Annotated in this window: 18 protein-coding genes and 1 tRNA gene; 11 read left to right on the top strand and 8 right to left on the bottom strand. The window is 59.0% G+C overall.

Annotated elements, in window-relative coordinates:
- Positions 1–55: 55 nt before the first annotated feature.
- From cysN to NFG58_RS04825, 6 genes are all read right to left on the bottom strand, one after another.
- A complete protein-coding gene (gene cysN / locus NFG58_RS04850; protein ID WP_348827670.1) occupies positions 56–1,483 on the bottom strand; it encodes a sulfate adenylyltransferase subunit CysN in 1,428 nt (475 codons plus the stop codon).
- Positions 1,484–1,609: 126 nt separating this feature from the next.
- Positions 1,610–2,566, bottom strand: coding sequence for a sulfate adenylyltransferase subunit CysD (cysD, locus tag NFG58_RS04845; RefSeq protein ID WP_253555545.1), 957 nt, complete (start codon positions 2,564–2,566; stop codon positions 1,610–1,612).
- A 113-nt stretch (positions 2,567–2,679) separates the two neighbouring features.
- Positions 2,680–3,417: a phosphodiesterase gene (locus tag NFG58_RS04840; RefSeq protein ID WP_348827669.1), complete on the bottom strand. Its 738-nt coding sequence runs from the start codon at positions 3,415–3,417 to the stop codon at positions 2,680–2,682.
- Positions 3,418–3,452: 35 nt separating this feature from the next.
- Entirely contained in the window at positions 3,453–3,902 is a 450-nt protein-coding gene (locus NFG58_RS04835) for a DUF1249 domain-containing protein (protein WP_045994525.1), read from the bottom strand.
- A 1-nt stretch (position 3,903) separates the two neighbouring features.
- Complete coding sequence (locus NFG58_RS04830; protein ID WP_108131435.1) at positions 3,904–4,530, bottom strand: NUDIX domain-containing protein; 627 nt, start codon at positions 4,528–4,530, stop codon at positions 3,904–3,906.
- Positions 4,531–4,665: 135 nt separating this feature from the next.
- Positions 4,666–5,364, bottom strand: coding sequence for a hypothetical protein (locus tag NFG58_RS04825; protein ID WP_348827668.1), 699 nt, complete (start codon positions 5,362–5,364; stop codon positions 4,666–4,668).
- Between the two features lie 332 nt (positions 5,365–5,696).
- Between NFG58_RS04825 and greB the strand changes: the two genes are divergently transcribed.
- Positions 5,697–6,242, top strand: a complete 546-nt coding sequence (greB, locus tag NFG58_RS04820; RefSeq protein WP_108449830.1) for a transcription elongation factor GreB — start codon at positions 5,697–5,699, stop codon at positions 6,240–6,242.
- Positions 6,243–6,270: 28 nt separating this feature from the next.
- Here greB and NFG58_RS04815 read toward each other — a convergent pair whose 3' ends face one another.
- Positions 6,271–7,260 (bottom strand): methyltransferase, encoded by a 990-nt coding sequence (locus NFG58_RS04815; RefSeq protein ID WP_348827667.1) that lies wholly within the window; start codon positions 7,258–7,260, stop codon positions 6,271–6,273.
- Positions 7,257–8,207 carry a methyltransferase domain-containing protein gene (locus NFG58_RS04810; RefSeq protein ID WP_348827666.1) on the bottom strand — a complete coding sequence of 317 codons (951 nt, stop codon included), beginning with the start codon at positions 8,205–8,207 and terminating at the stop codon, positions 7,257–7,259. Before NFG58_RS04810 ends, NFG58_RS04815 begins: the two co-directional genes overlap by 4 nt.
- Positions 8,208–8,388: 181 nt before the next feature.
- Between NFG58_RS04810 and NFG58_RS04805 the strand changes: the two genes are divergently transcribed.
- The 10 genes from NFG58_RS04805 (at position 8,389) to NFG58_RS04760 (ending at position 21,100) form a co-directional block, all read left to right on the top strand.
- Positions 8,389–8,465: transfer RNA gene (locus NFG58_RS04805), tRNA-Arg, on the top strand.
- A 1,020-nt stretch (positions 8,466–9,485) separates the two neighbouring features.
- Positions 9,486–11,192, top strand: a complete 1,707-nt coding sequence (locus tag NFG58_RS04800) for an AAA family ATPase (protein WP_348827665.1) — start codon at positions 9,486–9,488, stop codon at positions 11,190–11,192.
- Entirely contained in the window at positions 11,185–12,618 is a 1,434-nt protein-coding gene (locus NFG58_RS04795; protein ID WP_348827664.1) for a UvrD-helicase domain-containing protein, read from the top strand. The genes NFG58_RS04800 and NFG58_RS04795 overlap by 8 nt, the downstream gene beginning before the upstream one ends.
- A 427-nt stretch (positions 12,619–13,045) precedes the next feature.
- Complete coding sequence (locus NFG58_RS04790; RefSeq protein WP_348827663.1) at positions 13,046–14,332, top strand: hypothetical protein; 1,287 nt, start codon at positions 13,046–13,048, stop codon at positions 14,330–14,332.
- Positions 14,333–15,426: 1,094 nt separating this feature from the next.
- Positions 15,427–16,071, top strand: a complete 645-nt coding sequence (locus tag NFG58_RS04785; RefSeq protein ID WP_348827662.1) for a VWA domain-containing protein — start codon at positions 15,427–15,429, stop codon at positions 16,069–16,071.
- 10 nt (positions 16,072–16,081) lie between these two features.
- The gene (locus tag NFG58_RS04780; protein ID WP_348827661.1) at positions 16,082–16,612 is read left to right on the top strand and encodes a VWA domain-containing protein; all 531 of its coding nucleotides are present in this window, start codon (positions 16,082–16,084) and stop codon (positions 16,610–16,612) included.
- Between the two features lie 15 nt (positions 16,613–16,627).
- Positions 16,628–17,143 carry a TerY-C metal binding domain-containing protein gene (locus NFG58_RS04775; protein ID WP_348827660.1) on the top strand — a complete coding sequence of 172 codons (516 nt, stop codon included), beginning with the start codon at positions 16,628–16,630 and terminating at the stop codon, positions 17,141–17,143.
- Complete coding sequence (locus tag NFG58_RS04770) at positions 17,140–18,744, top strand: PP2C family serine/threonine-protein phosphatase (protein WP_348827659.1); 1,605 nt, start codon at positions 17,140–17,142, stop codon at positions 18,742–18,744. Before NFG58_RS04775 ends, NFG58_RS04770 begins: the two co-directional genes overlap by 4 nt.
- Positions 18,737–20,242, top strand: a complete 1,506-nt coding sequence (locus tag NFG58_RS04765) for a kinase (RefSeq protein ID WP_348827658.1) — start codon at positions 18,737–18,739, stop codon at positions 20,240–20,242. Before NFG58_RS04770 ends, NFG58_RS04765 begins: the two co-directional genes overlap by 8 nt.
- A 387-nt stretch (positions 20,243–20,629) precedes the next feature.
- Positions 20,630–21,100 carry a TerB family tellurite resistance protein gene (locus NFG58_RS04760; RefSeq protein ID WP_286985178.1) on the top strand — a complete coding sequence of 157 codons (471 nt, stop codon included), beginning with the start codon at positions 20,630–20,632 and terminating at the stop codon, positions 21,098–21,100.
- Positions 21,101–21,112: the final 12 nt, after the last annotated feature.

The following is a 21,112-nucleotide window of genomic DNA, read 5'->3' as shown; positions in this document are numbered from 1 at the left end:
CCACTGAGACGCCGCTGTTGTAGCGAACCAACGATGGTGAAGCCGGTCCCGGACGTCAGCGCTTGAACAGCTCGCGCACGTCCTTGGCCTCCCAGTGGGGGAAGTACTTGCGCACCAGGGCGTTGAGTTCCAGCTCGAAGCCGGCCCAGTCGACCTGCTCGGCAGCGCCGCCTTCGACACTGGCCGCACCGCGAATCATGCCGGCGCCCACGGTGACGTTGGTCAGCCGGTCGATGACGATAAAGCTGCCGGTGCCAGGCACCCGCGCGTAGTCATCGATGGGCACCTCGGCGGTCAGCGCCACCCGGCAGCGGGCGATGGCGTTGAGCTCGAGTCGCTCGGCGCCATGACGCTCCAGGCTGTTGACGTCGACCTGATAGTGGATGGCATCGACGTGTCCCGCCACCGCACGCCCGGCCATGCGGATATCGTACTGACGCCCAGGTTCGAGGGCGTCGTCGTGCATCCACACGATGTCGGCGTCGAAGGCATTGGACAGGGTGATGTCCGCGTCCGCCGCCACCAGCCAGTCGCCACGCGAGATATCGATCTCGTCTTCCAGGGTCACGGTGATGGCCTGGCCCGGGTAGGCGTCGTCAAGATCGCCTTCGAAGGTGACGATACGCTCGACCCGGCTGAGCTTGTTGGACGGCAGCGCCTTGACCGCCTGGCCGGGGCGCAGGATGCCCGCCTCCAGGGTACCGGCGTAGCCGCGGAAGTCGAGATTGGGGCGATTGACGTACTGCACCGGGAAGCGCAGATCGCTCAGGTTCTGGTCGCGGCTGACCTCCACGGTCTCCAAAAGCTCCAGCAGCGCCGGGCCCTGGTACCAGTCGAGGCGCTCGCCGCGATCGACCACGTTGTCACCCTTGAGCGCCGACAGCGGCACGAAGTGAATGTCGCTGGCGTCGAGCTGCTCGGCGAAGGCGCGGTAGTCGGCGACGATCTCGTCGAAGCGCGCCTGGGAGTAGTCGACCAGGTCCATCTTGTTAACCGCGATGACCAGATGCTGGATGCCCAGCAGGTCAGCGATGAAGCTGTGGCGACGGGTCTGGGTCTGCACGCCGTAACGGGCGTCGATCAGGATCACCGCGAGGCCGGCGGTAGAGGCACCGGTGGCCATGTTACGGGTGTACTGCTCGTGCCCCGGGGTGTCGGCGATGATGAACTTGCGCTTGTCGGTGGAGAAGAAGCGATAGGCCACATCGATGGTGATGCCCTGCTCGCGCTCCGACTGCAGACCGTCGACCAGCAGCGCCAGATCCACCTCTTCGCCGGTGGTGCCCTTGGTCTTGGAGGCCTGGGTGATGGCCGCCAGCTGGTCGTCGAAGATCATCTTGGAATCGTGCAGCAGGCGACCGATCAGGGTCGACTTGCCGTCATCGACGCTGCCGCAGGTGATGAACCGCAACAGGTCCTTGTTTTCGTGCTCGTGCAGATACTGCTCGATGTTGTCAGCAATCAGACTGGACTGGTGAGACATGCTGTACCCCTGATGGTGACCCGACGTCGTGCAGGACGCCGGGCCCTTGATCTGTCATCTGCGTCCTCGCTCCCGATCACTGTCGGCCGGAGCAAGGCGCGTGGCTGCGTGCGGTCGGTGCCGGCGTCAGAAGTAGCCTTCGCGCTTCTTCTTCTCCATGGAGCCGGCCTGGTCATGATCGATGGCACGGCCGGAGCGCTCGCTGGTACGGGTCAGCAGCATCTCCTGGATGATCTCCGGCAGGGTCTGGGCCTTCGACTCCACCGCACCGGTCAGCGGATAGCAGCCCAGGGTGCGGAAGCGAACCCACTTCTGCTCGGGCTCTTCGCCCTCGGCCAGGGGCAGGCGCTCGTCATCGACCATGATCTGCATGCCGTCGCGTTCCACCACCGGGCGCGGGGCGGAGAAGTAAAGCGGCACGATGTCGATGTTCTCGAGGTAGATGTACTGCCAGATATCCAGCTCGGTCCAGTTGGACAGCGGGAAGGCACGGATCGACTCGCCCTTGTTGATGCGGGCGTTGTACAGATTCCACAGTTCCGGACGCTGGTTCTTGGGGTCCCAGCGGTGGTGGCGGTCGCGGAAGGAGAACACCCGCTCCTTGGCACGGCTGGCCTCTTCGTCGCGGCGGGCGCCACCGAAGGCGGCGTCGAAGCCGTACTGGTCCAGCGCCTGCTTGAGGGCCTGGGTCTTCATCACGTCGGTATAGCCGCTGGAGCCGTGGTCGAAGGGGTTGATGCCGGCGGCACGCCCTTCCTCGTTGGTGTGGACGATCAGCTCCATGCCCGCTTCCTTGGCCATGCGGTCGCGGAAGGCGATCATCTCGCGGAACTTCCAGGTGGTATCCACGTGCATCAGCGGGAACGGCGGCGGGCCAGGATGGAAGGCCTTGCGCGCCAGGTGAAGCATCACCGAGGAGTCCTTGCCGATGGAGTAGAGCATCACCGGGTTCGAGAACTCGGCGGCCACTTCACGGATGATATGGATGGACTCCGCCTCGAGCTGCTTGAGGTGGGTCAGTCGCTTCGGCGTGAGCGACGCCTGGGCGGCGCCCTCACGGGCTGGTGCGGAAAGGCTGGTCATGGCCGGACACCTCGCATGACGGGAAAAGTGGAGATGTCAGCGAGGATACTGCGGGGCGAGTAATAACGTAAAAGAATTAATAACTATCTTTTTAGAACCAAGCGTAAGACAACCTAGATATCGACGCGCTCCACCCAGGTCTGCCACTCCCCCTCCCGCTTCAGCTCCACCACCCGGTAGCCGGGGCGCGACGCCTCATCAACGGCGAAGTCTTCGCTGCCGGGCAGGAACTGGTCCGAGGTGGAGGGACAGGCGTAGACGTCGACCCGCCCATGGGCCAGTGACATCACGCCATGGAAGGCCTGATGCACATGACCGCACAGCACCATCTTCACCTGGGGATAGCCGTCCAGCACCTCCCAGAAGCCGTCGGCATCCACCAGGCCCAGTGCGTCGATCCAGGCGCTGCCCACCGCCAGGGGCGGATGGTGCATGGCGATCAGGGTCGGGCGGTCGTCCTCGGCCAGACGCGTGCCGAGTGCGGCCAGGGCCTCTTCTCCCAGCTGCCCGGAGGCCTCGCCGACAAGCTGAGTATCGAGCTGCAGAAGCCGCCAGTGGCCGGCCTCGACCTCGGGCAGGATGTCCCGCTCGGCGCCCATCAGTGCCGCGTCGTCGTGGTTGCCGGGAATCCAGAACCAGGGGCAGTCGAGCTGGCTCAATCGCTCGGTGGCGAGCCGGTAGGCGGCCTCGGACTCATCCTGACTGATGTCACCGGTGACCAGCACCAGGTCCGGGCGGTCGGCGTCCACCGCCTTGACCACCGCCTCCAGCTGATGGGCGGGCAGGCCTCGGCGCGAGCGCGCCATCGGGTCGGCGTACAGGTGGCAATCGCTAATCTGGATCAGGCGCATGGAGATCTCTCGACGGGCGGCAACGGCGAACCGGCTCAGGGCAACTGCGGCAGATCCAGCGAGTGGCCGTGGGCCAGCCCGTGATCGAGCCATTCGCCGAGGAAGCGATTGATCTGCAGCTTCTCGTCGGGCTGGTGCATATGCGCGTTGGGGTAGCGGTAGCGGCCATCGAAGTGGCGCCGGCGCTGAAAGTCGGTGACCTCGGCCATGCGCACATCGTGATACAGGTGCACGCGCATGCGCGGGCTGTCGATGACGCCGTCGAGGATACCCTCCTGGCTGACGCGAATGATGCTGGTATAGGGCGCCAGCTCTTCGACATGCAGGCGCAGGGCACCGAGTCGACGCTCGCCGTTGAGCAGTTCGACCTCGCGACTTTCGCCCTCTTCCAGCTCGCCCAGCAGGCGCGTCAGGCGGATGTAGTTGGCCGTGCACTCGCTCTGCAACGTGCGCAGATCGGTGACGTAGGCGCTGCGTTGGGTCACGCTACCTCCTTGCTCTCAACGACGCCCGTTCGGCGGCCAGCCAGTAAAAGCCGATCAGGCACATGGCGTTATCGAGTCTCCCTTGATTGAGAAGTTCCCAGGCACGATGAAATGGCAACACATGGACGCGGATATCCTCGTGCTCTTCGTCCAGGCCATGCACCCCACCCAGTCCGCTGGTATCGACGAGACCGCAGAAAAGCGTCACACGTTCGTCGCAGGCACCCGGACTAGGATAGTAGCTATGCAGCAAGATGAGGTCCCCGACCTCGCAACCGGCCTCCTCGAGGGCCTCGCGACGGGCCACTTCCTCGGCAGACTCGTCCTTGTCGACCAGTCCGGCCACGCACTCGAGCTTCCACGGGGTGTGGGCATCTTCCATTGCGCCGGCACGGATCTGCTCCACCAGCACCACGCTGTCGCGCTCGGGGTCATAGAGCATGACGCCCACGGCGTCGTGCCGGCTATGCACCTCGCGCACCACCGCCTCGCTCCAGCCACCTTCGAACTTGCGATGACGGAAGGTCAGCTTGTCCAGACGAAAGAAGCCCTGGTGCAGGCAATCGCGTGACACCAGTTCGACGTCCTGGGCGGTAAAGGGGGCATCGATGTTGCTCGTTTCCGGCATGGGGACCTCCGCAGACAGATCGGCCCATTATCCGGATCGGTCAGGGGCCCCACAAGGCGAGTCCAGGTGGGGCCTCCTGTCAAGGCGGGAAACGACAGGGAAATTGGCGTGGGTCAGAGCTCGTTTAGCGCCTGATCATAGCTCGTTGAGCAGGGCGCGCGCCTCGGCCTTGAGCGCCTCATCAGAGGCTTCGCGTCCGGCGCGAACCGCGCCGGCGATGGCCTTTTCTGCGTGCTGGCGGGCCTCGGCATCGCGCCCTTCATCGGCCAGGTAGGCGGCATAGTAGTAGTTGACGTCGATACCCCCGGGGCGAATCGTCAGCGCGCGCTTGAACATTTCCTCGGCCTTGTCGTCATCACCGAAGGCCACCGGCCAGCCCGGAGCACGGTCATACAGCGCCCCCAGGGTCACGTAGGCCGAGCCATCGAGGCCATTGGCGTCCAGTGCGATGGCCCGCTCCAGCGCCCGCCGCGCGGCCTTGGCGTTGTCCAGCGCGCCGAGCCCGCCCTTGGCCTTGGCCAGGGACGCCTCGATGATGCCCTCCCAGACCAGCAGCTCGCTGACGTTGGGATTGGCCGAGCTCAGCTCGTGGGCCTCGGCGGCCAGCGCCGTCAACGGGTCCTCCTGGGCCGACAAGGCGCTCGAGGTGGTGACGCTTTCCCAGCGGTTCTTTAGCTGGTCGAGCTCACCCTGCCAGGCCAGCGCCACGCCGCTGGCGAGGCAGGCGGACAGGGTGACAAGCGTCAACGCCGTCGTGGCTAAGAGCCGACGCGGGCGACGGCGCAACGACGTAGACGGAACATCGGGCGAGGCGGAAAACAGGGTTCGTGACATTTGGCGGCTCCGGATACTGTTATTGTGATGCACCCTGATGCTGGGTGGTCATGGTGGGCGGCCGTAGTGCGCAGTCAGGCTGAGCGATCAGGCCGAGCGCTACCGAGCACTGACCGGCAGCGTTGTGACCCGATACGGAAAGCCACACGCGTTCTGGCGCCCTCCCCGAAATGTAACGAACGTTTGATTTATTCGCCAGTCGCATTCTTCGTCGACCGCTCACTGCATCGCTCCCCTGACCTTTCCCCCACCACCCAAAGCGCTTGCGACCTGACCCAAGTCGCGGCACCCTCGTGGACCTTGTCTGATTCAACGACGCACCGAGGATCGCCATGAAAGGCCGCAACATGACTCGCTGGCGTGACCCGGCGAAGGATCCCCGTCAGGAACCCAAGAGCAACCTGATCACCCTGGAAGGTGCCGAGCGCCTGAGGGGCATTCTCGACCACCTGAGCCGGGTCAAGCGACCGCAGCTATCGGCCAAGGTCGGCGAGGCGGCGGCCCTTGGTGACCGCAGCGAGAACGCCGACTACACCTACAACAAGAAGGAACTCAACCGGGTCATCGGTCGCATTCGCTACCTGACCAAACGCCTGGATGAGTTGCAGGTGGTGGACCGCCTGCCGGCCGACACCGATCGGGTGTTCTTCGGCGCCTTCGTCACCCTGGAGGACGAAGACGGCGAAGAGATGTCAGTGCGCATCGTCGGCCACGACGAGACCGACACCAGCAAGCGCTGGATCAGCGTCGACGCGCCGCTGGCCAAGGCGCTGCTGGGCAAGTCGCTGGACGACGAAGTGACGGTGGCCGCCCCCGGCGGGGAGACCACCTGGCTGATCACCGAGATCCACTACCGCACGCCGGGTCAGAAGACGTAGCCCGGCAGACACCTAGCCTGGCTGGCACCTAGCCCCTGGCGAGGCGGGCACGGTAGACCCGAAAACGGCCATTGTCGGCCAGGATCTCGAAGCCGCCGAAGGCCTTCTCCAGGGGATCTGCGTAGGGCAGGAAGGCGTTGGCCACCAGGATCAATTGCCCGCCCGGCGTCAGGTGCTGGGGCGCCTCCTGGATCAAACGGGCCGCCGGGCCGTAGTCGATGGAGCGCTCCTGGTGAAACGGCGGATTCGAGACGATGGCGTCGAAGCGACGACCCGCCAGCGCCGAGTAGACGTCGCTTTCCAGTGCCTCGCCGTTGAGCCCATTGGCCGCCAGCGAGCGCCGGGTCGCTTCCACCGCAAAGGCGCTGACATCCACCGCGGTGACATCACTCCCCTGCTTCGCCATCCAGGCCGCCAGAATGCCGTCACCGCAGCCCATGTCGAGCACCTGGCCCCGGGGCAAAGCGGTCTCTAGCTGCTCGATCAGCAGCCCCGTGCCCTCGTCGAACTTTCCGTGTCCGAAGACGCCGGGATGACTTGCCAGCGTCAGGCCGGCGGCCTCGAAACGCGTCCACACCGCTTCTGGATCGAGGGGCTGGGGCGCCGAGCGGGTCGCGAACAGCGAGCAGCGCCGGGCGCTGTCGAGCTTGCGACAGCCCATGCCCAGGGCCGCCAGCACCTTGAGTACCCGCTTGATGCCACCCTGGTGCTCGCCCACCAGTTGCATCGGCGTGCCTTCGGGCAATATCTGACACAGCCACAGCAGCCACCACTCCCCCAGGGCGTGGGACTTGGGCCAGAACAGCACCACACCCGGCGGCGGCGCCTCGGGCGAGAACGGAGACAGCGCCGGGCGCCCCTGGGCCTGCCAGGCGGCGCGCACCGACACATCGGCGCTGATCAGGGTCCCTTCGCCCTGCTCGAGCCAGCCATCCCGGGGCGGCGCCACCCACCACCAGCCGCGATAATCGGCGTCCTGACGCTCGAGCAGTTGGCACACCGGGGTTTCGGCACTCATGTCGGGGTCTCCTCACGGGTGTCAGCGCCGCCGTCGCGCGGCGATGGACTCCCCTCGGGGTCGGCCGGACGGCGGAAGGTATAGAGCAGATAGCGGCCCAGCCGCCAGTGGGGATCCAGGCGGCAGTAGGCGTGCTCCAGCGCCACCAGCTTGTCGAGTTCATTGTCGTTCTGGGGCGGCTGGCGCAGGTAATCGTGGAACACCCTGATCCCCGCCACGCCCTCGCAACGAAGCCCGGCTTCTTCGGTCCAGGCCATCACCTGGTCATGGGTCAGCGGCGAGATCGGCGTCAGCCGCTGGCGCTGCCCCTTGCCCTCGAGCCGGTCCTCCAGCGCCTTGTCCAGGTTGCCCTTTACAACGTTGGACAGCCGCAGGGCGTCGCGGTTGAACACCATCAGCGACAGTTGCGCCCCCGGCGCCATCAGCGCGGCCAGGCGATCGATGGCCGCCCTGGGGTCGCCCAGCCATTCGAGCACCGCGTGGCACACCACCAGCGGCCAGGGCCCAGGGGCCTCGCCCGCCAGATCCTGCAGCGGCGACGTCAGAAAACGGACCCGGGACGCCTCGACACCCTGGGCGTCGATCGCCTCCCGGGCCCGGTCGAGCATTTCGCCGGCGGGCTCGGCCAGCGTCACCGCATGCCCACGCTCGAGAAACCACTGGGCCTGCTGACCGAGCCCCGCGCCCACGTCCAGCACCGGCTGGCCTTCGAGATCGAGCATCTCCGGCAGTAGGCGGTCCAGCAACGACAGGCGCAGCTCGCCGCGCAGGTGCCCGTAGAGCGACGCCGAGAACTTGTCCGCCAGTCCATCGAAGTGGCGATCGCCATGGACAGACAGCGGCGCGCCGCCGGACGCATGACCAGCAACAGAAGCGGCAGCATCAGAAGCAGCGACAGAACCAGCAGCGGGGGTGACGGCAGCGTCACTCGTGGGGTGTTGAGACATCGAAAACGCCAGACAGGTGTGGATAACAAAGAGCCGTGGCGCGCATTCTACCGAGCCAGGCCAGCGCTGACACCCGCCCTCGTCACCTGCCCAGCCACCTTCCCTGCCACCGTCCCAGCCACCTTCCCTGCCAACTGCGGGTTTATCTTGGCGAGTCAGCCGCTTATAATGCCGCCCCAACGCCCTCTTAGCTCAGCAGGATAGAGCAGCCGCCTCCTAAGCGGCAGGTCGCAGGTTCGAATCCTGCAGAGGGCGCCATGTCAGATCTGCGATCCATGCCCCCTCCCCTGACATTCCGGCGCTTTTTTCCCGATTGCTGCTCCTGGATGTTGCTGCAAGCCTTTCCTGCCCAGGCTCAACCGTACTTTTGCACGTCATCAATCCTGCTGCTCAAAGATGACCCACGCCTTGTTTATGGCCCAGTTCGGTTTTGCCACAAGATTGACACCGTCCACCAGATCGGCACCAGCAAGCAGCCCGTAGAGGAGCTTTCAGCCACCTCGACCGGTAGGAACCCCAACAGGTCAAACATGACATTGAGCAGAGACCATTGGCCGCTATCGGTGCTCTCTTCCTCAAGCTGCTACCGCTACCTCATGCCAGCGATGAGCATCAAGCAGTAATCCCAGAGCTGAGCGGTAAAATACCGCGAGAGGCCAATCACACCAGCGAGACGCCTGAAGGAGCTGGAGGCAACTCTGGCAAGCGCCCTACCCATCAACCCCGCCATACGGCGGGGTTGATCCGTTTCGAGCCCTATCAAATGCCCGGCCCTGGCGCGCTGTCGACACCCCGCCCCGCCTGCGCGCTAAATCTGTCGGTTTTAATGCACTCATGCGCTGAGGTCGAAGACGCGGCACTATGGGGCTCTGCCGGTAAAAGAGGGTCGCTAGGACTCATGCGAAATCATGCAAATTTGGGCCGGGGATGCTACGCGTTGGAGTAACGTATGTGGAGAAATGGATGAATCTATGCCAAGTTCGCAACGGTATGGCCCTAAAAGGGCTTGATTAATCCGAAGGCGGCTTACGACCCACAGCGAACGCTGATGGCTTTATAAAACGGTCGAAATCAGTTGCCCACACGTCAAGCATTTATTTACTAATGTATGATAAAGGCACTGACTACAAAACTTCTTATCCTATCTACTCATTTGCTTAACATAATTTACAAAAATCATTAAAGATCAAAAACCATTCCTTTCTTTGCCAAGAATATTCAGTTGGAGTTTTCCGAAGATCACAATTTACTTTTGAACTTTCTATAGGATACTTATAATTGAAAATTAGAAAAATATCGATCAAAAATTTTCGTGGGGTGAAAGAACTTGACTGGAGTCTTCCAGAAGCCGATATCTTCTGTCTCATAGGGAAAGGAGACTCTTCCAAGTCGAGCATCTTGGAAGCGATCCGATATGCGTTCTATCCCCAATGGAATCTCATCCTCAGCGACTCGGATTTCTATAAATGCGAGATTAAAAACTCAATCGTCATCGAAATAACGATTGGTGACTTGATGGAAGATCTATGTTCTCTAAATAAGTACGGCAACTACCTTCGTGGATGGGACGGAGCAGCACTCAAGATCATGGATGAGCCGGATGACCATCTAGAGAACGTTTTGACTGTACAGCTTACGGTTGAGAAGGACTTAGAACCGAAATGGAACGTAGTCTGTGACCGCAGCCCAGAAGGTATACCATTCAAGAAGGCCGACAGAAATAAAGTAAGCGTAGGTCTTATAGGTGCATATAGTGAGAAGCAACTCTCGTGGGCGAATGGGACAGCGTTGGCTAAGCTGACTGAGGCACAGAGTCTGAGCGAACTTTTGGCGCACGCCTCCAGAACTGCCAGAAACTCACTGGATGCTAATAGGTCCGTCAGTCTTAAGAACTTTGACGCTGCGGCCGTGAAATCGCAAGAGATGGCTAAGCTTCTGGGAGTCCCCGTATTGGATCACTATAAAGCTCACCTTGATTTGACCTCTATAAACTTAAAGGTAGGCGGCCTGACCTTACATGACGGCGACATACCGCTACGTCAGTTGGGACTTGGATCGCGTCGTATGCTTCTGTGTGGCATTCAGAAAGAGGGCCTAGAAGAAGGTCATATCACCTTGTTCGATGAAGTTGAGTTTGGCTTGGAGCCACACCGGATTACCCGGCTAATAAAGCACATAAGAGAAGACAAGCGTGGGCAGTACTTCCTCACAACCCACTCACCCATTGTTTTACGGGAACTAACAGTCAAAGAGCTTCATATAGTTCATAACAAGGTCGGTATGGTGCAGATCATTTCAGCCGCTAGGGAGGGACTTGAAGAGCACGAGGTGCAGGGCAAAATACGGTCAAGCACCGATGCGTTTCTAGCGAAGAAGGTTGTGGTTTGTGAAGGCGCCACTGAGGTGGGTTTTCTGAGGGGCTTTGACGACTATCAGGTAGAGAACGATAAAGATCCGCTTTCTTTCCACGGCGTAGCGCTGCTCGATGCGAGGGGAGCCAGCAAGGTGAAGGCGCTTGCGAAGGCTTTCAAATCGCTTTGCTATGACGTGTCGGTGCTCGCTGATAGCGATGCCGAGGAGCAGTTTTCTCCCGCTGATGAGGCAGAGCTCATCAGTTTGGGAATACCGGTCCATGCATGGAGCGAGAAACTTTCACTGGAAGAGCGGGCTTTCCATGATCTGCCGTGGGACTATGTTTTAATCAGTCTTAAGTACGCTCAAGAGGATCTGGGGTTCCCTGTGCATAATCAGGTGCAATCTAAGTTCGATGAGAGTTTAGCCAAGGATATTGGTACGTGGAAGGAAAATACGGAATTAAGAACGGCCATTGGAGTTTCCGCTAACAAGTTCAAGTGGTTCAAGGACACTACGAGAGGCGACTTATGGTTCAAGTTGATCAGTCCAGCATTCCAAGACGCTGAATTTGCCAGGTCGAATCTTGCGCTTGAGCTCGGCAAACTTTGGGAGTGGTCAGAGCATGCCTGAGGATCTGGCAAAAAAACTCAACAACTGCACAACAAAAGGATATGTGATCGCACCTGCGGGATATGGTAAGACACATCTCATCGCATTATCAGTGCTAGTATCTAGCCGAAGACAACTGATTTTGACCCACACCTTTGCAGGTGTGAGTTCGATCAAGAGCAAGATGACCACACTTGGTATTTCTACCGAAAAATATCACGTGGATACGATCGCAAGCTGGTCACTGCGCCTTTGCTTATCTTATCCCAAGACCTCGGGGTGGGTGACTGAAAATCCAACTAATAAGCAGTGGAACATGCTATACGAATGTTGCTCTAAGTTGCTGAGTAAAGAATTCGTTCGTCATATAGTCACCGCTACCTATGCTGGAGTTTATGTAGACGAGTATCAGGATTGCTCCAATTCTCAGCACTCACTTGTCTGCGCTTTATCCGAGTTCTTGCCTACTCGTATCTTGGGCGATCCCATGCAAGCCATCTTTGACTTTGACGATGGCAAGCCTGTGAACTGGGACGCAAGCGTCTACCCGAATTTTTCTTGTCTGGGGCAGCTGGAAACTCCTTGGCGCTGGGAGAAAGCGGGAGAGCCAGATCTTGGCGCTTGGCTGAAGGAGGCAAGGAATAAGATTGAGCAGGGACAGAAAGTTGACCTGCATGGCGAGCGGCCGCGTAGTGTGGTTTATGTTTATACCGGCTCCGAATACCTTGCTGCCAAACAGTATTCGTCGCTCTGTGAGTTGCTGGATCATAATGAGAGCGTGATAGCCCTGCATGGTGGGGATCCGCTCTCAAAAAGCAAGTCTCACTTGCTAGCAAGAACCATGGCAGGCAGGTTTTCCTCTATTGAAGAAGTTGAAGGTAAAGACCTTCATATATTTATTAATAAGCTCGAAGCCGCGAAGTCGGTCCAAGCAGGTTTTCTTCTCGCATTGGAGTTTGCGAAGAAGTGCTTTACTGGTGTGGGTAAAGCACTGACAGCCGGAACAAAACGAGGCGAGGTGGCGAAAAAAACTAAAGGAACTAAGTACCCCTTGCTCTTGCAGGCAGCGAATTCATACTTGAATCAGCCAACAAGCAGAAACCTCAAGGCATTCTTCCTAGAGTTGAGGGACAACCCTGAAACTTCGGCCTACCGTCGCGACCTGCTTTATCGATTCCTGAACGTGCTTAGGATGCACGTTGAATATGAAGGGATGACACTCTCAGAAACCGCAAATTTATACCAGCGAGAGATGAGACATGCGGGACGCCCTATTAGCCACCGGAAGCTTATCGGCACGACCCTCTTAGTAAAAGGGTTGGAATATGACCATGCGGTAATCCTTGATGCGGACGTACTTGACGCTAAGCATTTGTATGTAGCGATGACCCGTGGATCAAAGTCCCTCACCATAATTAGTACAGGCAGATTCTTACCTGGAAAGTAACCAGATGCAATTATTCCCTAGACTATTTCTTTCCAGAAAAGAGAGAGTTAGTTGTTTTCTTGTAGGACCGTTTCTGGTGGAGCGCGGCAGTGTCGTCTATTCTGATACGATTGGTTGGCAGCTAAGGATCAAAAGCTGTCATGCGAGTTAGCGCTGATGGCATGCCCATCCGTGTTATCCAGCCCGCAGGCCTATCGGTGTCAAGCTGCCGAGCCATGTTTGATTTCGAGATAACTCAGGGGTCACGAGGACAATCATACTCGTACATTGACTTAAACGAGATTGTGCGTTCAAGTCTAAAAATCCATTACCAGTGTGCACTATGCCAAGTAATCACCCAAGCCACCACCTCTCTATTTACGAACCCGGAAGAAACACACCGTGTGTTTGTGGTTCTGGCCTAAAATTTAAGCGATGCTGTTCTGATGTGTACTCATCGGAGGCATCGAGCCTTTTTCGTAACGCTTACAACTCAGGAAATTTTGCGCAGGCACTACTCCAAGCGCGGCGGCACTTCACTTGGTACGCCCTAGCACATAAAGCGCACACAGTTCCACTGCTGCGCGCCAATCACGACGCTGGCCAGGAACTTCTCGACATAGACATCGGGGCGCTTACAGAACTGCTAGAAAATATTCATCTCTGCTACCACCACCTAGGGAGGGGGGAAGAATTTCTTAATGTTATTGATGCAACCACTTATGTTGTTAATCATGAGCGGTGGATTGGAAAGTCAGCCTATATGCGAGGGCTCTGGTACGTCGAATACAAGAATGATGAGGCGACAGCATATCAGGCGCTCAAAGACATCAACATCGGGGCGTGCAACGATGCGGATATACTGGCACTATATCTGCAAGTGGCTCCAAGGCAGATCGCATTCACAGAATATATTGGCATAATCAATCGGATTATCAACAGTACGCCAAAGGAGTCAGTACGGCTCCAATACCGTATTCTAAAAGCGATAAAATATCATTTGATATGCCAACCAGAGGAAGGTGACAAGATATTTGAAGAGGCACTTTCTATCTTCCGTTCGCTTCCGGAAGACAAGAAAACTCTATATGGTAGGTTCCAGTTTGTCCATGCCTTAGAACTATATGGAGCCGCCGAAGGAAGAACTGAGGTGCTTCAGGAAGGAAGAGCGGCAGTCATTGAGTTAATTAAGCACGCCGATGACCAATTTTCACGAGAATACTTTTCACAGCTTTACAAATTGTTGGGTGACTATGAAGCGGCTCTGGAGAATTCTGTTGGGGCCGAGAAAGCTTATACTAAGAGCCTAAAGATTTTCTCAGCAGATCTCACCAAAATATTTTTAGCAAGAGCAATCAAGAGTTCTGGAGACGGAGAGCGTGCGAGGAAGTTATTAAACTCGATAGATGAAACATCGCTTAAGGAGCCAGGGCGGTTCGATCTTGCCATTTCTTGGGCGCTCTTGGCGGCAACTTCTCTCGATCGGCGGGACCTAGATGAGGCTAAGAAACGCCTAAAATTTGTCAAAGCGCATGATCCACTGTTTATTCAGCTGCGTGATCGATGGATGATCGATCTCCTCGAAGCAGAAGCTATTCCTTCTAGAGGATCTAACACGCTGCGGAAGTTAGTACACTCGTTAAATAGATATGTGACTTTGAACCCCAACTTTTTCGGCATTGGAGTAAATCTGAATCGAATTATCGATGACGTTGAGCGCAAAAATGAGAGTTAATGCTTCGCTGAGGCCGCTACTGCATCTTCACCGTTAGCAGGGATCGGCGGATCAGAGCTTCATCGTCATATGAGAGTATGACTAATTGTCTACTTCTGGCCGAGAGTGGGCAAGGGGGCATAATGCTCTCTGCAAAGGCGTTGGTGCATAGCCTTGTGCAGGGGGACTGGTATAGCGAACGGTATAACAAAAATCACGCATTCGAAAAAATGCATAAAAATAAAATCGTTAATGCTACATATCGAATCCTGCAGAGCGCGCCATCGGCGCCCTGCCACCGTCTCGCTGGTCCCTATCTGCTCGCTTCGCTCCTCCACTGCCAGGGCCGGCCTTCTCCGACCGCATCCGCCTCTATCCCGCTTTTCCAGGCCCGCTTTTCCAGGCCCGCTCCCTCGACCAGGCCGACATCACCATACCCTCAGCCTGTCGTCTTCTTTTCATCGATACCAGTGGGCCTCCTGACGCAATTGCTGTCCCGGGCCTGTGTCGCTGACGCATGAAACGGGGGTGAACCTGGATCAGGGGGAAGGTCACCCCACCTTCGCCCACGACGAGTGACGTGCCATGCACCGTCCACTTACCTTGGCGAGCCTTCCTTCTAGGGCTTGTCTGAAAAGTGCCTGCGCTCGGTAATACGGCGTTAAAAATCGGATCAAAATGCTCATTTACACCCCGTAAACTGCGCTTTCTCACCGATTTTTGCCTTGTCTAACCTTCGCTCGTCGACTTTTCGGACAGCGCCTAGCTTCCATCGAGCATTCGACTCGCCCAACCCAGGACCCAGGTCAGGTTCCGGGTTGCACCGGCTTGTCAGCATCAGACAAACCTAATAATTGCTAGAGCACCGGGCCGGAAGCTCGTCTCCACGTCGACGGCGAGGACACGGGAAAGCGCGCCACATCTACCCGTTCAGGTCGCTTGCTTCGACGTTCTCGAAGCCGCTGACATCTAAGACCTGTGCGGGTGGGCATCGATGCCTGTCCCGAGGCTTGATCCCGGGGCTTGGTCTCGACACCCGACCCCGCTTCCCCGCCCCTGACGAGAGCCAGATCACCGATATCGCCAAGACATGCCCCCATCACAAGAGGACTCACATGGATCGTCGACTCCCCATCTATCTGCTCATCGACTCTTCAGGCTCGATGCGCGGTGAACCCATTGAATCCGTGAACGTCGGCATCAGCGCCATGCTGTCCGCCCTGCGCCAAGATCCCTATGCCCTCGAAACGGTACATATCTCGATCATTACCTTCGACAACCAGGTGAAGGAGCTGGTCCCCCTGCAGGCCCTGGAAACGGCGCACATCGATGATATCGAGCTGCCTCGCTCGGGGGCGACGCACCTGGGAGAAGGTCTCCACTTCGTCTGCGATCGAATCGCCAGGGATGTCCGTACCTCGACAGACCACCAGAAGGGCGACTTTCGCCCGATGCTGTTCGTCATGACCGATGGCTCACCGTCCGATCTCATGGCTTTCAACAGTGCCGTCGAACGCCTCAAGGGCGTGGAGTTCGCCCAGATCATCGCCTGCGCCGCCGGGCCAAAGGCCAGGACGCAGGAGCTGAAACGCTTCGCTACCCAGACGGTATCGCTGGAGCACATGGACAGTTCCAGCTTCGCCAACTACTTCCAGTGGGTGTCGGCTTCGATCGCGGCTTCCGCATCCGGCCAACAGCAGGACGATGACCAGGACATCGACCTGCCCCCGCCGCCCGATGAAGTCCAGGTCGTGATCTGAGGAATCGCCGATGCGTCGTCTACCGATCTATCTTGTTCTCGATGTCTCCGAATCCATGGCGGGTGACCCCCTGGCCGAACTCGGACACACGATGGAGTCCATCGTCGACTCGCTGCGCCAGGATCCCCACGCCCTGGAGTCGGTTCACCTGTCGGTCATCGCCTTCGCCGGCAAGGCCCAGCTGATCGTGCCGATGGTCGAACTGATGACGTTCTACCCGCCACGACTGCCGCTTGGCGGCGGAACGGCGCTAGGGGCGGCCCTCGACGAGCTGATGACCCGCATCGAAGTCGACGTCAAAAAGACGACTGCCGATCAGCGCGGGGACTGGGAGCCCATCGTCTACCTGTTGACCGACGGCCGTCCTACCGACAACACCGATCACGCGATAGCACGCTGGCAACGCCACTTCGCCAGCCGCGCCCACCTGATTGCCGTGACCCTGGGTCCGGCGGCGGACCTGGCGCTACTCAAGCGCCTCACCGATGACGTGGTCGCCATGGAAACTGCCAGCGCCGAGGCACTGGGACGGTTCGCATAATGGGTCACCGCCTCCGTGGCCGCCCAGAGCCAGGCCATCGATATCGCAGAGGGGACTTCGTCGCGTCTGTCGATCGCCAAGGCAGAAGAAGCGGGAATCAACCTGATCAAGCAATCGGACGTCTCATCCTGGGCACCGATGGATGAACGGGTAGCGGTGTTCACCGGTCGATGCCATCGAACATCTCGCCCCTATCTACTCAAGTACGCCAGTGTGGCCGTCCCCGGTACGTTCAGCACGGGTGACTGGGACCACTTCTACGGTCTCGAAGGATGCTACCCACTGGAAGAAAGCTACTTCGAGTGGTCATCGATCGTGCCTCTTCACGCGGCGCTTTCCACAAGCCAGATCGAGGGCGTTCCCCCCTGCCCCCATTGCGGTGCCCGCACCACTCTCGCCAAGTGCAGCTGTGGAAAATTGATGTGCTGCAACGGTCCCGGTGTCCAGCAGTGTCCCTGGTGCGACCAGTCGGTCGAGTTCGTTGCCGAAAGCCATGGAGCCGGCTTTGATATGACCCGGGGGCTTGGATGAACGTGAAATACGATACCCCGCGACACAACGCTCGCATCATCCTCGCCACCCTGTACCCGGACCCGAATGTTCGGCCCAGACACCCCTCGCAACTGGATCGACTCGCCGAATCGCCGACGATCCAGCACCTGATCAAGCGCTTCAGGCAAGACCTCGGCGAGGCCATGCGCGCCTATGGCGAAGCCCAGTCAGCAGACGTTCGAACTTCCTTGCCGCAGGACCCGGCGGTACCCGACAAGGAGGCTGGCAGCGCTCCCCATGAGCCCGTCGACACTAGCCGTCCATCGAATACGCCACAGGCGTGCGAAGAACTCCCGACGAGCATGACGCCACGCCCTACCCATGAGCCAGCCATCACCGCGCTGACGCTGAGCATACCCAACGGGCGCCTGGGTCAGCTTTACCGGGCGGACCTGACCCGCCTCTGCTCCGGCCTGCAAGCATGTGCTGAGGTAACCATGATGGAGGGGGACGATATCGGCCTGGTGCTCGAGCCTCCTGCATGCCTCAGCGGATACCCCTCCAGCACAGGCTCTCATCGCCTACGGGTACGCGGCGTGGGCCATGATGGCCAACCGCTGGTGGATGCTGTCCTGAAATTTGCCGTCATCCCCAACTCGCGTGATCTTTGGCAGAACATGCCTGCCGATCAGACCGCGCCCTACGCGAAACCCGAAAGCGACATCGATCGATGCGCGTCCCGCCCAGGCTGGCAGCTGACGGTGGGGTCACAACGAGGACGATCACACGCCCACCGTGGCAGTCACCGCGATGATCATGGCGTCATCACCCACCATGAAGGCGGCTGGGACCTGCTGGTCATCGGTGACGGAGCAGGTTCCTGTCACTTTTCCCGGGAAGGCAGCCGGCTGGCCACCACCCGTACCCTTGAGGTCCTTGGCGAATCACTGAGCCGAGAAGGTGGCGCCCTGGAAAAGGCGCTGACCGAATGGTGGAGATCGAAGGATCGATCGACACTACCCCAGACAGCAATCACAGCGCTGAGCAGTACCGTCGTTTCCTCGATTCATGCCGGCTACCAGGCCATCGTCGAGGAAGCCGAGGCCTCCGGCCACCCCGTCAAGGCCTTCGCCACGACCCTGCTGCTGGCGGTCCATAAAGCGACCGAAGACGGTCACCTGATCATCAGCTTCGGCATCGGCGATGGCGCGATCGCAGCGCTGACGGCGCCAGATGACGTCCGTCTGATGAATACGCCCGATTGCGGTGACCACGCTGGCCAGACACGGTTCCTCGACAGGGCTCTGTTCCAGGAGGTCGATGATCTGTACCGGCGTATTCACGTTCAGGTGCTGCCTGACCTGGAGGCGCTCGTGCTGGCCACCGATGGGGTCACAGACCCGAAGTTCGACTCCGACAACGATCTGCACAATGGCCCCCTCTGGTGGTCGTTGTTCGAGGACATCAGACCGCACCTGGTGGCCCCGTCGACGACGGAGACCATGGATCCGCTGCTGGAGTATCTCGATTTCTTCGTCGAACGGCACCACGATGACCGCACGATCGCGCTGCTGCATCGTCGCGGTGGCGTCACCAACCCCGAAGCGGCATCAACCGTCGGTGGGGGACAGCATGACTGATGCCATCACCACGCTGACGGCCGCCAACGGCGAGACGATCAAGTTCCGTGACAGAATCATCGCCAGTGGCGGCATGAAGGATGTCTACGCAAGCCCGGAAAGGGACTATGTCGTGGCCTTCTACCGCAAGGCACCGGACGTGCACGCCATCGAGCGGCTCGACATGATCACCGGCCCCTACCGCGAGCGGATATTCGAAGGCGAGGCCGGGGACTACTGGAAACAACTGTTCTGCTGGCCCACCACAACGGTCCAGCATGGCGGGCGCATCGGTGTCGTGGCCCCGTTCTACCACGACCACTTTTTCTTCAAGCATGGTTCGTTCAACAACGACATGCTCAAGATTCGAGGCAAGGACAAGCAAGGCAAATGGTTTGCCTCTCCTCACCATCAGTTCAAGTTTCTGGATGCCAGAGAGCGCGGCAACTGGCTTGGCTACCTGCAGCTCTGCCTGAAACTGGCACGCGCTCTGCGACGCCTGCACGCAGCGGGCCTCGCCCACTCCGACCTCAGCTACAAGAACGTACTGCTGGCCCCTACCAGCGGCCGGGTCTGCATCATCGATGTCGATGGCCTGGTGGTCCCCGCTCGGTTTCCACCGGAGGTGGTCGGCACACCCGACTTCATCGCGCCAGAGGTCGTGATGAGCAGCAGCCTGCCGCGGGATGACCCTCGCCGCGTGCTGCCCAGCATCAGCACCGATAGCCACGCACTGGCCGTGATGATCTATAGCTTGCTGCTGCTGCGTCACCCTCTGCGGGGAAAGAAGATCCACGCCAAGGACCCGGTCGAGGACGAGCGGCTGGCCATGGGGGAAAAGGCCGTGTTCATCGAGCACCCTGTGGATAGCTCCAACCGCCTCAGCGTCGATGGGGCAAGACCCACGGAACTGCCCTGGGTGGACCCCGACAGCCTCCCCTGCACCGCCACCGGCCCCTACCTCAAGGTGCTTTTCGACAGAGCCTTCATCGACGGACTGCACAACCCGGCGATGCGGCCCAGCGCGGACGAATGGGAGTCGGCGCTGGTACGCACCGTCGACCTGATACAGCCCTGCCAAAACAACGCCTGTGAGCAGGGCTGGTTCGTCTTCGACAATGCCACGCCACCACGCTGCCCGTTCTGTGGCACGCACTACACGGGCCAATTGCCGATCATCAATCTGTACTCGAAGCGTGGCGAAAAATATCGACCGGACAACCATCGCCTGATGGTGTACTCCAACCTGAGCCTCTTTCCCTGGCACATCGACCGCACCATCACCCCGAATGAACGCCTGCCTGCGGCTCACAGGCGACGGGTCGGCTACTTCGTGCAGCACCAGGGACGCTGGTTTCTGGTGAACGAGGGCATGCCCGAGTTGAAAAATGCCGATACCGACGCCCCTTGTCCTGTCGGCGCCAGAGTCGAACTGCGTACCAATCTCAAGCTTCTTGCCGGTACTCGGCCTGGGCAGCGTCTGCTGCTGCTGCAAATGGTCGAGGGCGGCAGCGACTAGGGCTTTCCTTCACCGCCACCGGCACGCCCCCTTGTCTATACCGGCCCCGTCGCAAAGGGGCCGCTCGGGGCCAGATGAAGCGCCCCGATCAGTGCAGCCGACGCTATTGGCGTCGTCATTTGACACCGTGTTGTCACTCGACAGATGACGATATCCAGAAATGGTCACCAGAACTCCCCCTCACAGTGATCCGAACATGGCGTCGTCGCCCAGCCCCCTTTTCACCAGATTACGCCCAGTCCACAAACTTTACCCTCCCTGTAAAAAATGATCTCGATCATCCCTTGTCATCGGCCTACCGAAATAGATTAGTCGACACTTATCGATAAAAGTCACGATGGGATACGCTGAGACAGGAATAAAAACCACGAAAAAACGGAGATAAACATGCTGAACAGCTTCCTTGAAAAGACCAAGAAAGGCTTAAGCGACCTGGCAACAAATGCAAAAAAATATCGCAATGCTGATTTTCTCGAATCGGCAATGGCCGCAAGTGCGATGATTACCGTTGCCGACGGAAGCATCAGTCGGGAAGAGAAGGAAAAGGCGTTCAACTTTGTCAAAAACCTGGAAGCCCTTCAGATCTTCGATCCGATTGAGGTAGGAAACTGTTTCAAGAAGCATCTGGATCGCCTTGACCCGGACAACCCTGGCACCGACGTCGATATCGCGAGCATAACTTCAATGCAAATCATTGGAAAGATTAAGAAAAACGATGCACAAGCGCGAATGGTGCTTCGCCTGGCTATCGCCATTGGCGGGGCCGACGGCAACTTCGATGACCAAGAGAAGGCCAAGGCATCACAGATCGCCAAGGAGTTGGGACTCTCCCCCTCAGAGTTTGACCTGCCCTCTTGATAAAGGAATGTC

Origin of the sequence: Halomonas sp. RT37 (genome assembly GCF_040070525.1) — a bacterium.
GTDB classification, from domain to species: Bacteria; Pseudomonadota; Gammaproteobacteria; order Pseudomonadales; family Halomonadaceae; genus Halomonas; species Halomonas litopenaei.
Note: the sequence above shows the minus strand (reverse complement) of the source record. Positions and strands in the feature narration are given on the sequence as shown.

Excerpts from the sequence above, each read along its gene's own strand:
- NFG58_RS04840 (WP_348827669.1), bottom strand. The coding sequence starts at position 3,417 with ATGCGCCTGATCCAGATTAGCGATTGCCACCTGTACGCCGACCCGATG.
- NFG58_RS04830 (WP_108131435.1), bottom strand. The coding sequence starts at position 4,530 with ATGCCGGAAACGAGCAACATCGATGCCCCCTTTACCGCCCAGGACGTC.
- NFG58_RS04795 (WP_348827664.1), top strand. The coding sequence starts at position 11,185 with ATGCCTGAGGATCTGGCAAAAAAACTCAACAACTGCACAACAAAAGGA.
- greB (WP_108449830.1), top strand. The coding sequence starts at position 5,697 with ATGAAAGGCCGCAACATGACTCGCTGGCGTGACCCGGCGAAGGATCCC.
- NFG58_RS04780 (WP_348827661.1), top strand. The coding sequence starts at position 16,082 with ATGCGTCGTCTACCGATCTATCTTGTTCTCGATGTCTCCGAATCCATG.
- NFG58_RS04810 (WP_348827666.1), bottom strand. The coding sequence starts at position 8,207 with ATGTCTCAACACCCCACGAGTGACGCTGCCGTCACCCCCGCTGCTGGT.
- NFG58_RS04765 (WP_348827658.1), top strand. The coding sequence starts at position 18,737 with ATGACTGATGCCATCACCACGCTGACGGCCGCCAACGGCGAGACGATC.
- NFG58_RS04785 (WP_348827662.1), top strand. The coding sequence starts at position 15,427 with ATGGATCGTCGACTCCCCATCTATCTGCTCATCGACTCTTCAGGCTCG.
- NFG58_RS04825 (WP_348827668.1), bottom strand. The coding sequence starts at position 5,364 with ATGTCACGAACCCTGTTTTCCGCCTCGCCCGATGTTCCGTCTACGTCG.
- cysN (WP_348827670.1), bottom strand. The coding sequence starts at position 1,483 with ATGTCTCACCAGTCCAGTCTGATTGCTGACAACATCGAGCAGTATCTG.
- cysD (WP_253555545.1), bottom strand. The coding sequence starts at position 2,566 with ATGACCAGCCTTTCCGCACCAGCCCGTGAGGGCGCCGCCCAGGCGTCG.
- NFG58_RS04815 (WP_348827667.1), bottom strand. The coding sequence starts at position 7,260 with ATGAGTGCCGAAACCCCGGTGTGCCAACTGCTCGAGCGTCAGGACGCC.
- NFG58_RS04770 (WP_348827659.1), top strand. The coding sequence starts at position 17,140 with ATGAACGTGAAATACGATACCCCGCGACACAACGCTCGCATCATCCTC.
- NFG58_RS04760 (WP_286985178.1), top strand. The coding sequence starts at position 20,630 with ATGCTGAACAGCTTCCTTGAAAAGACCAAGAAAGGCTTAAGCGACCTG.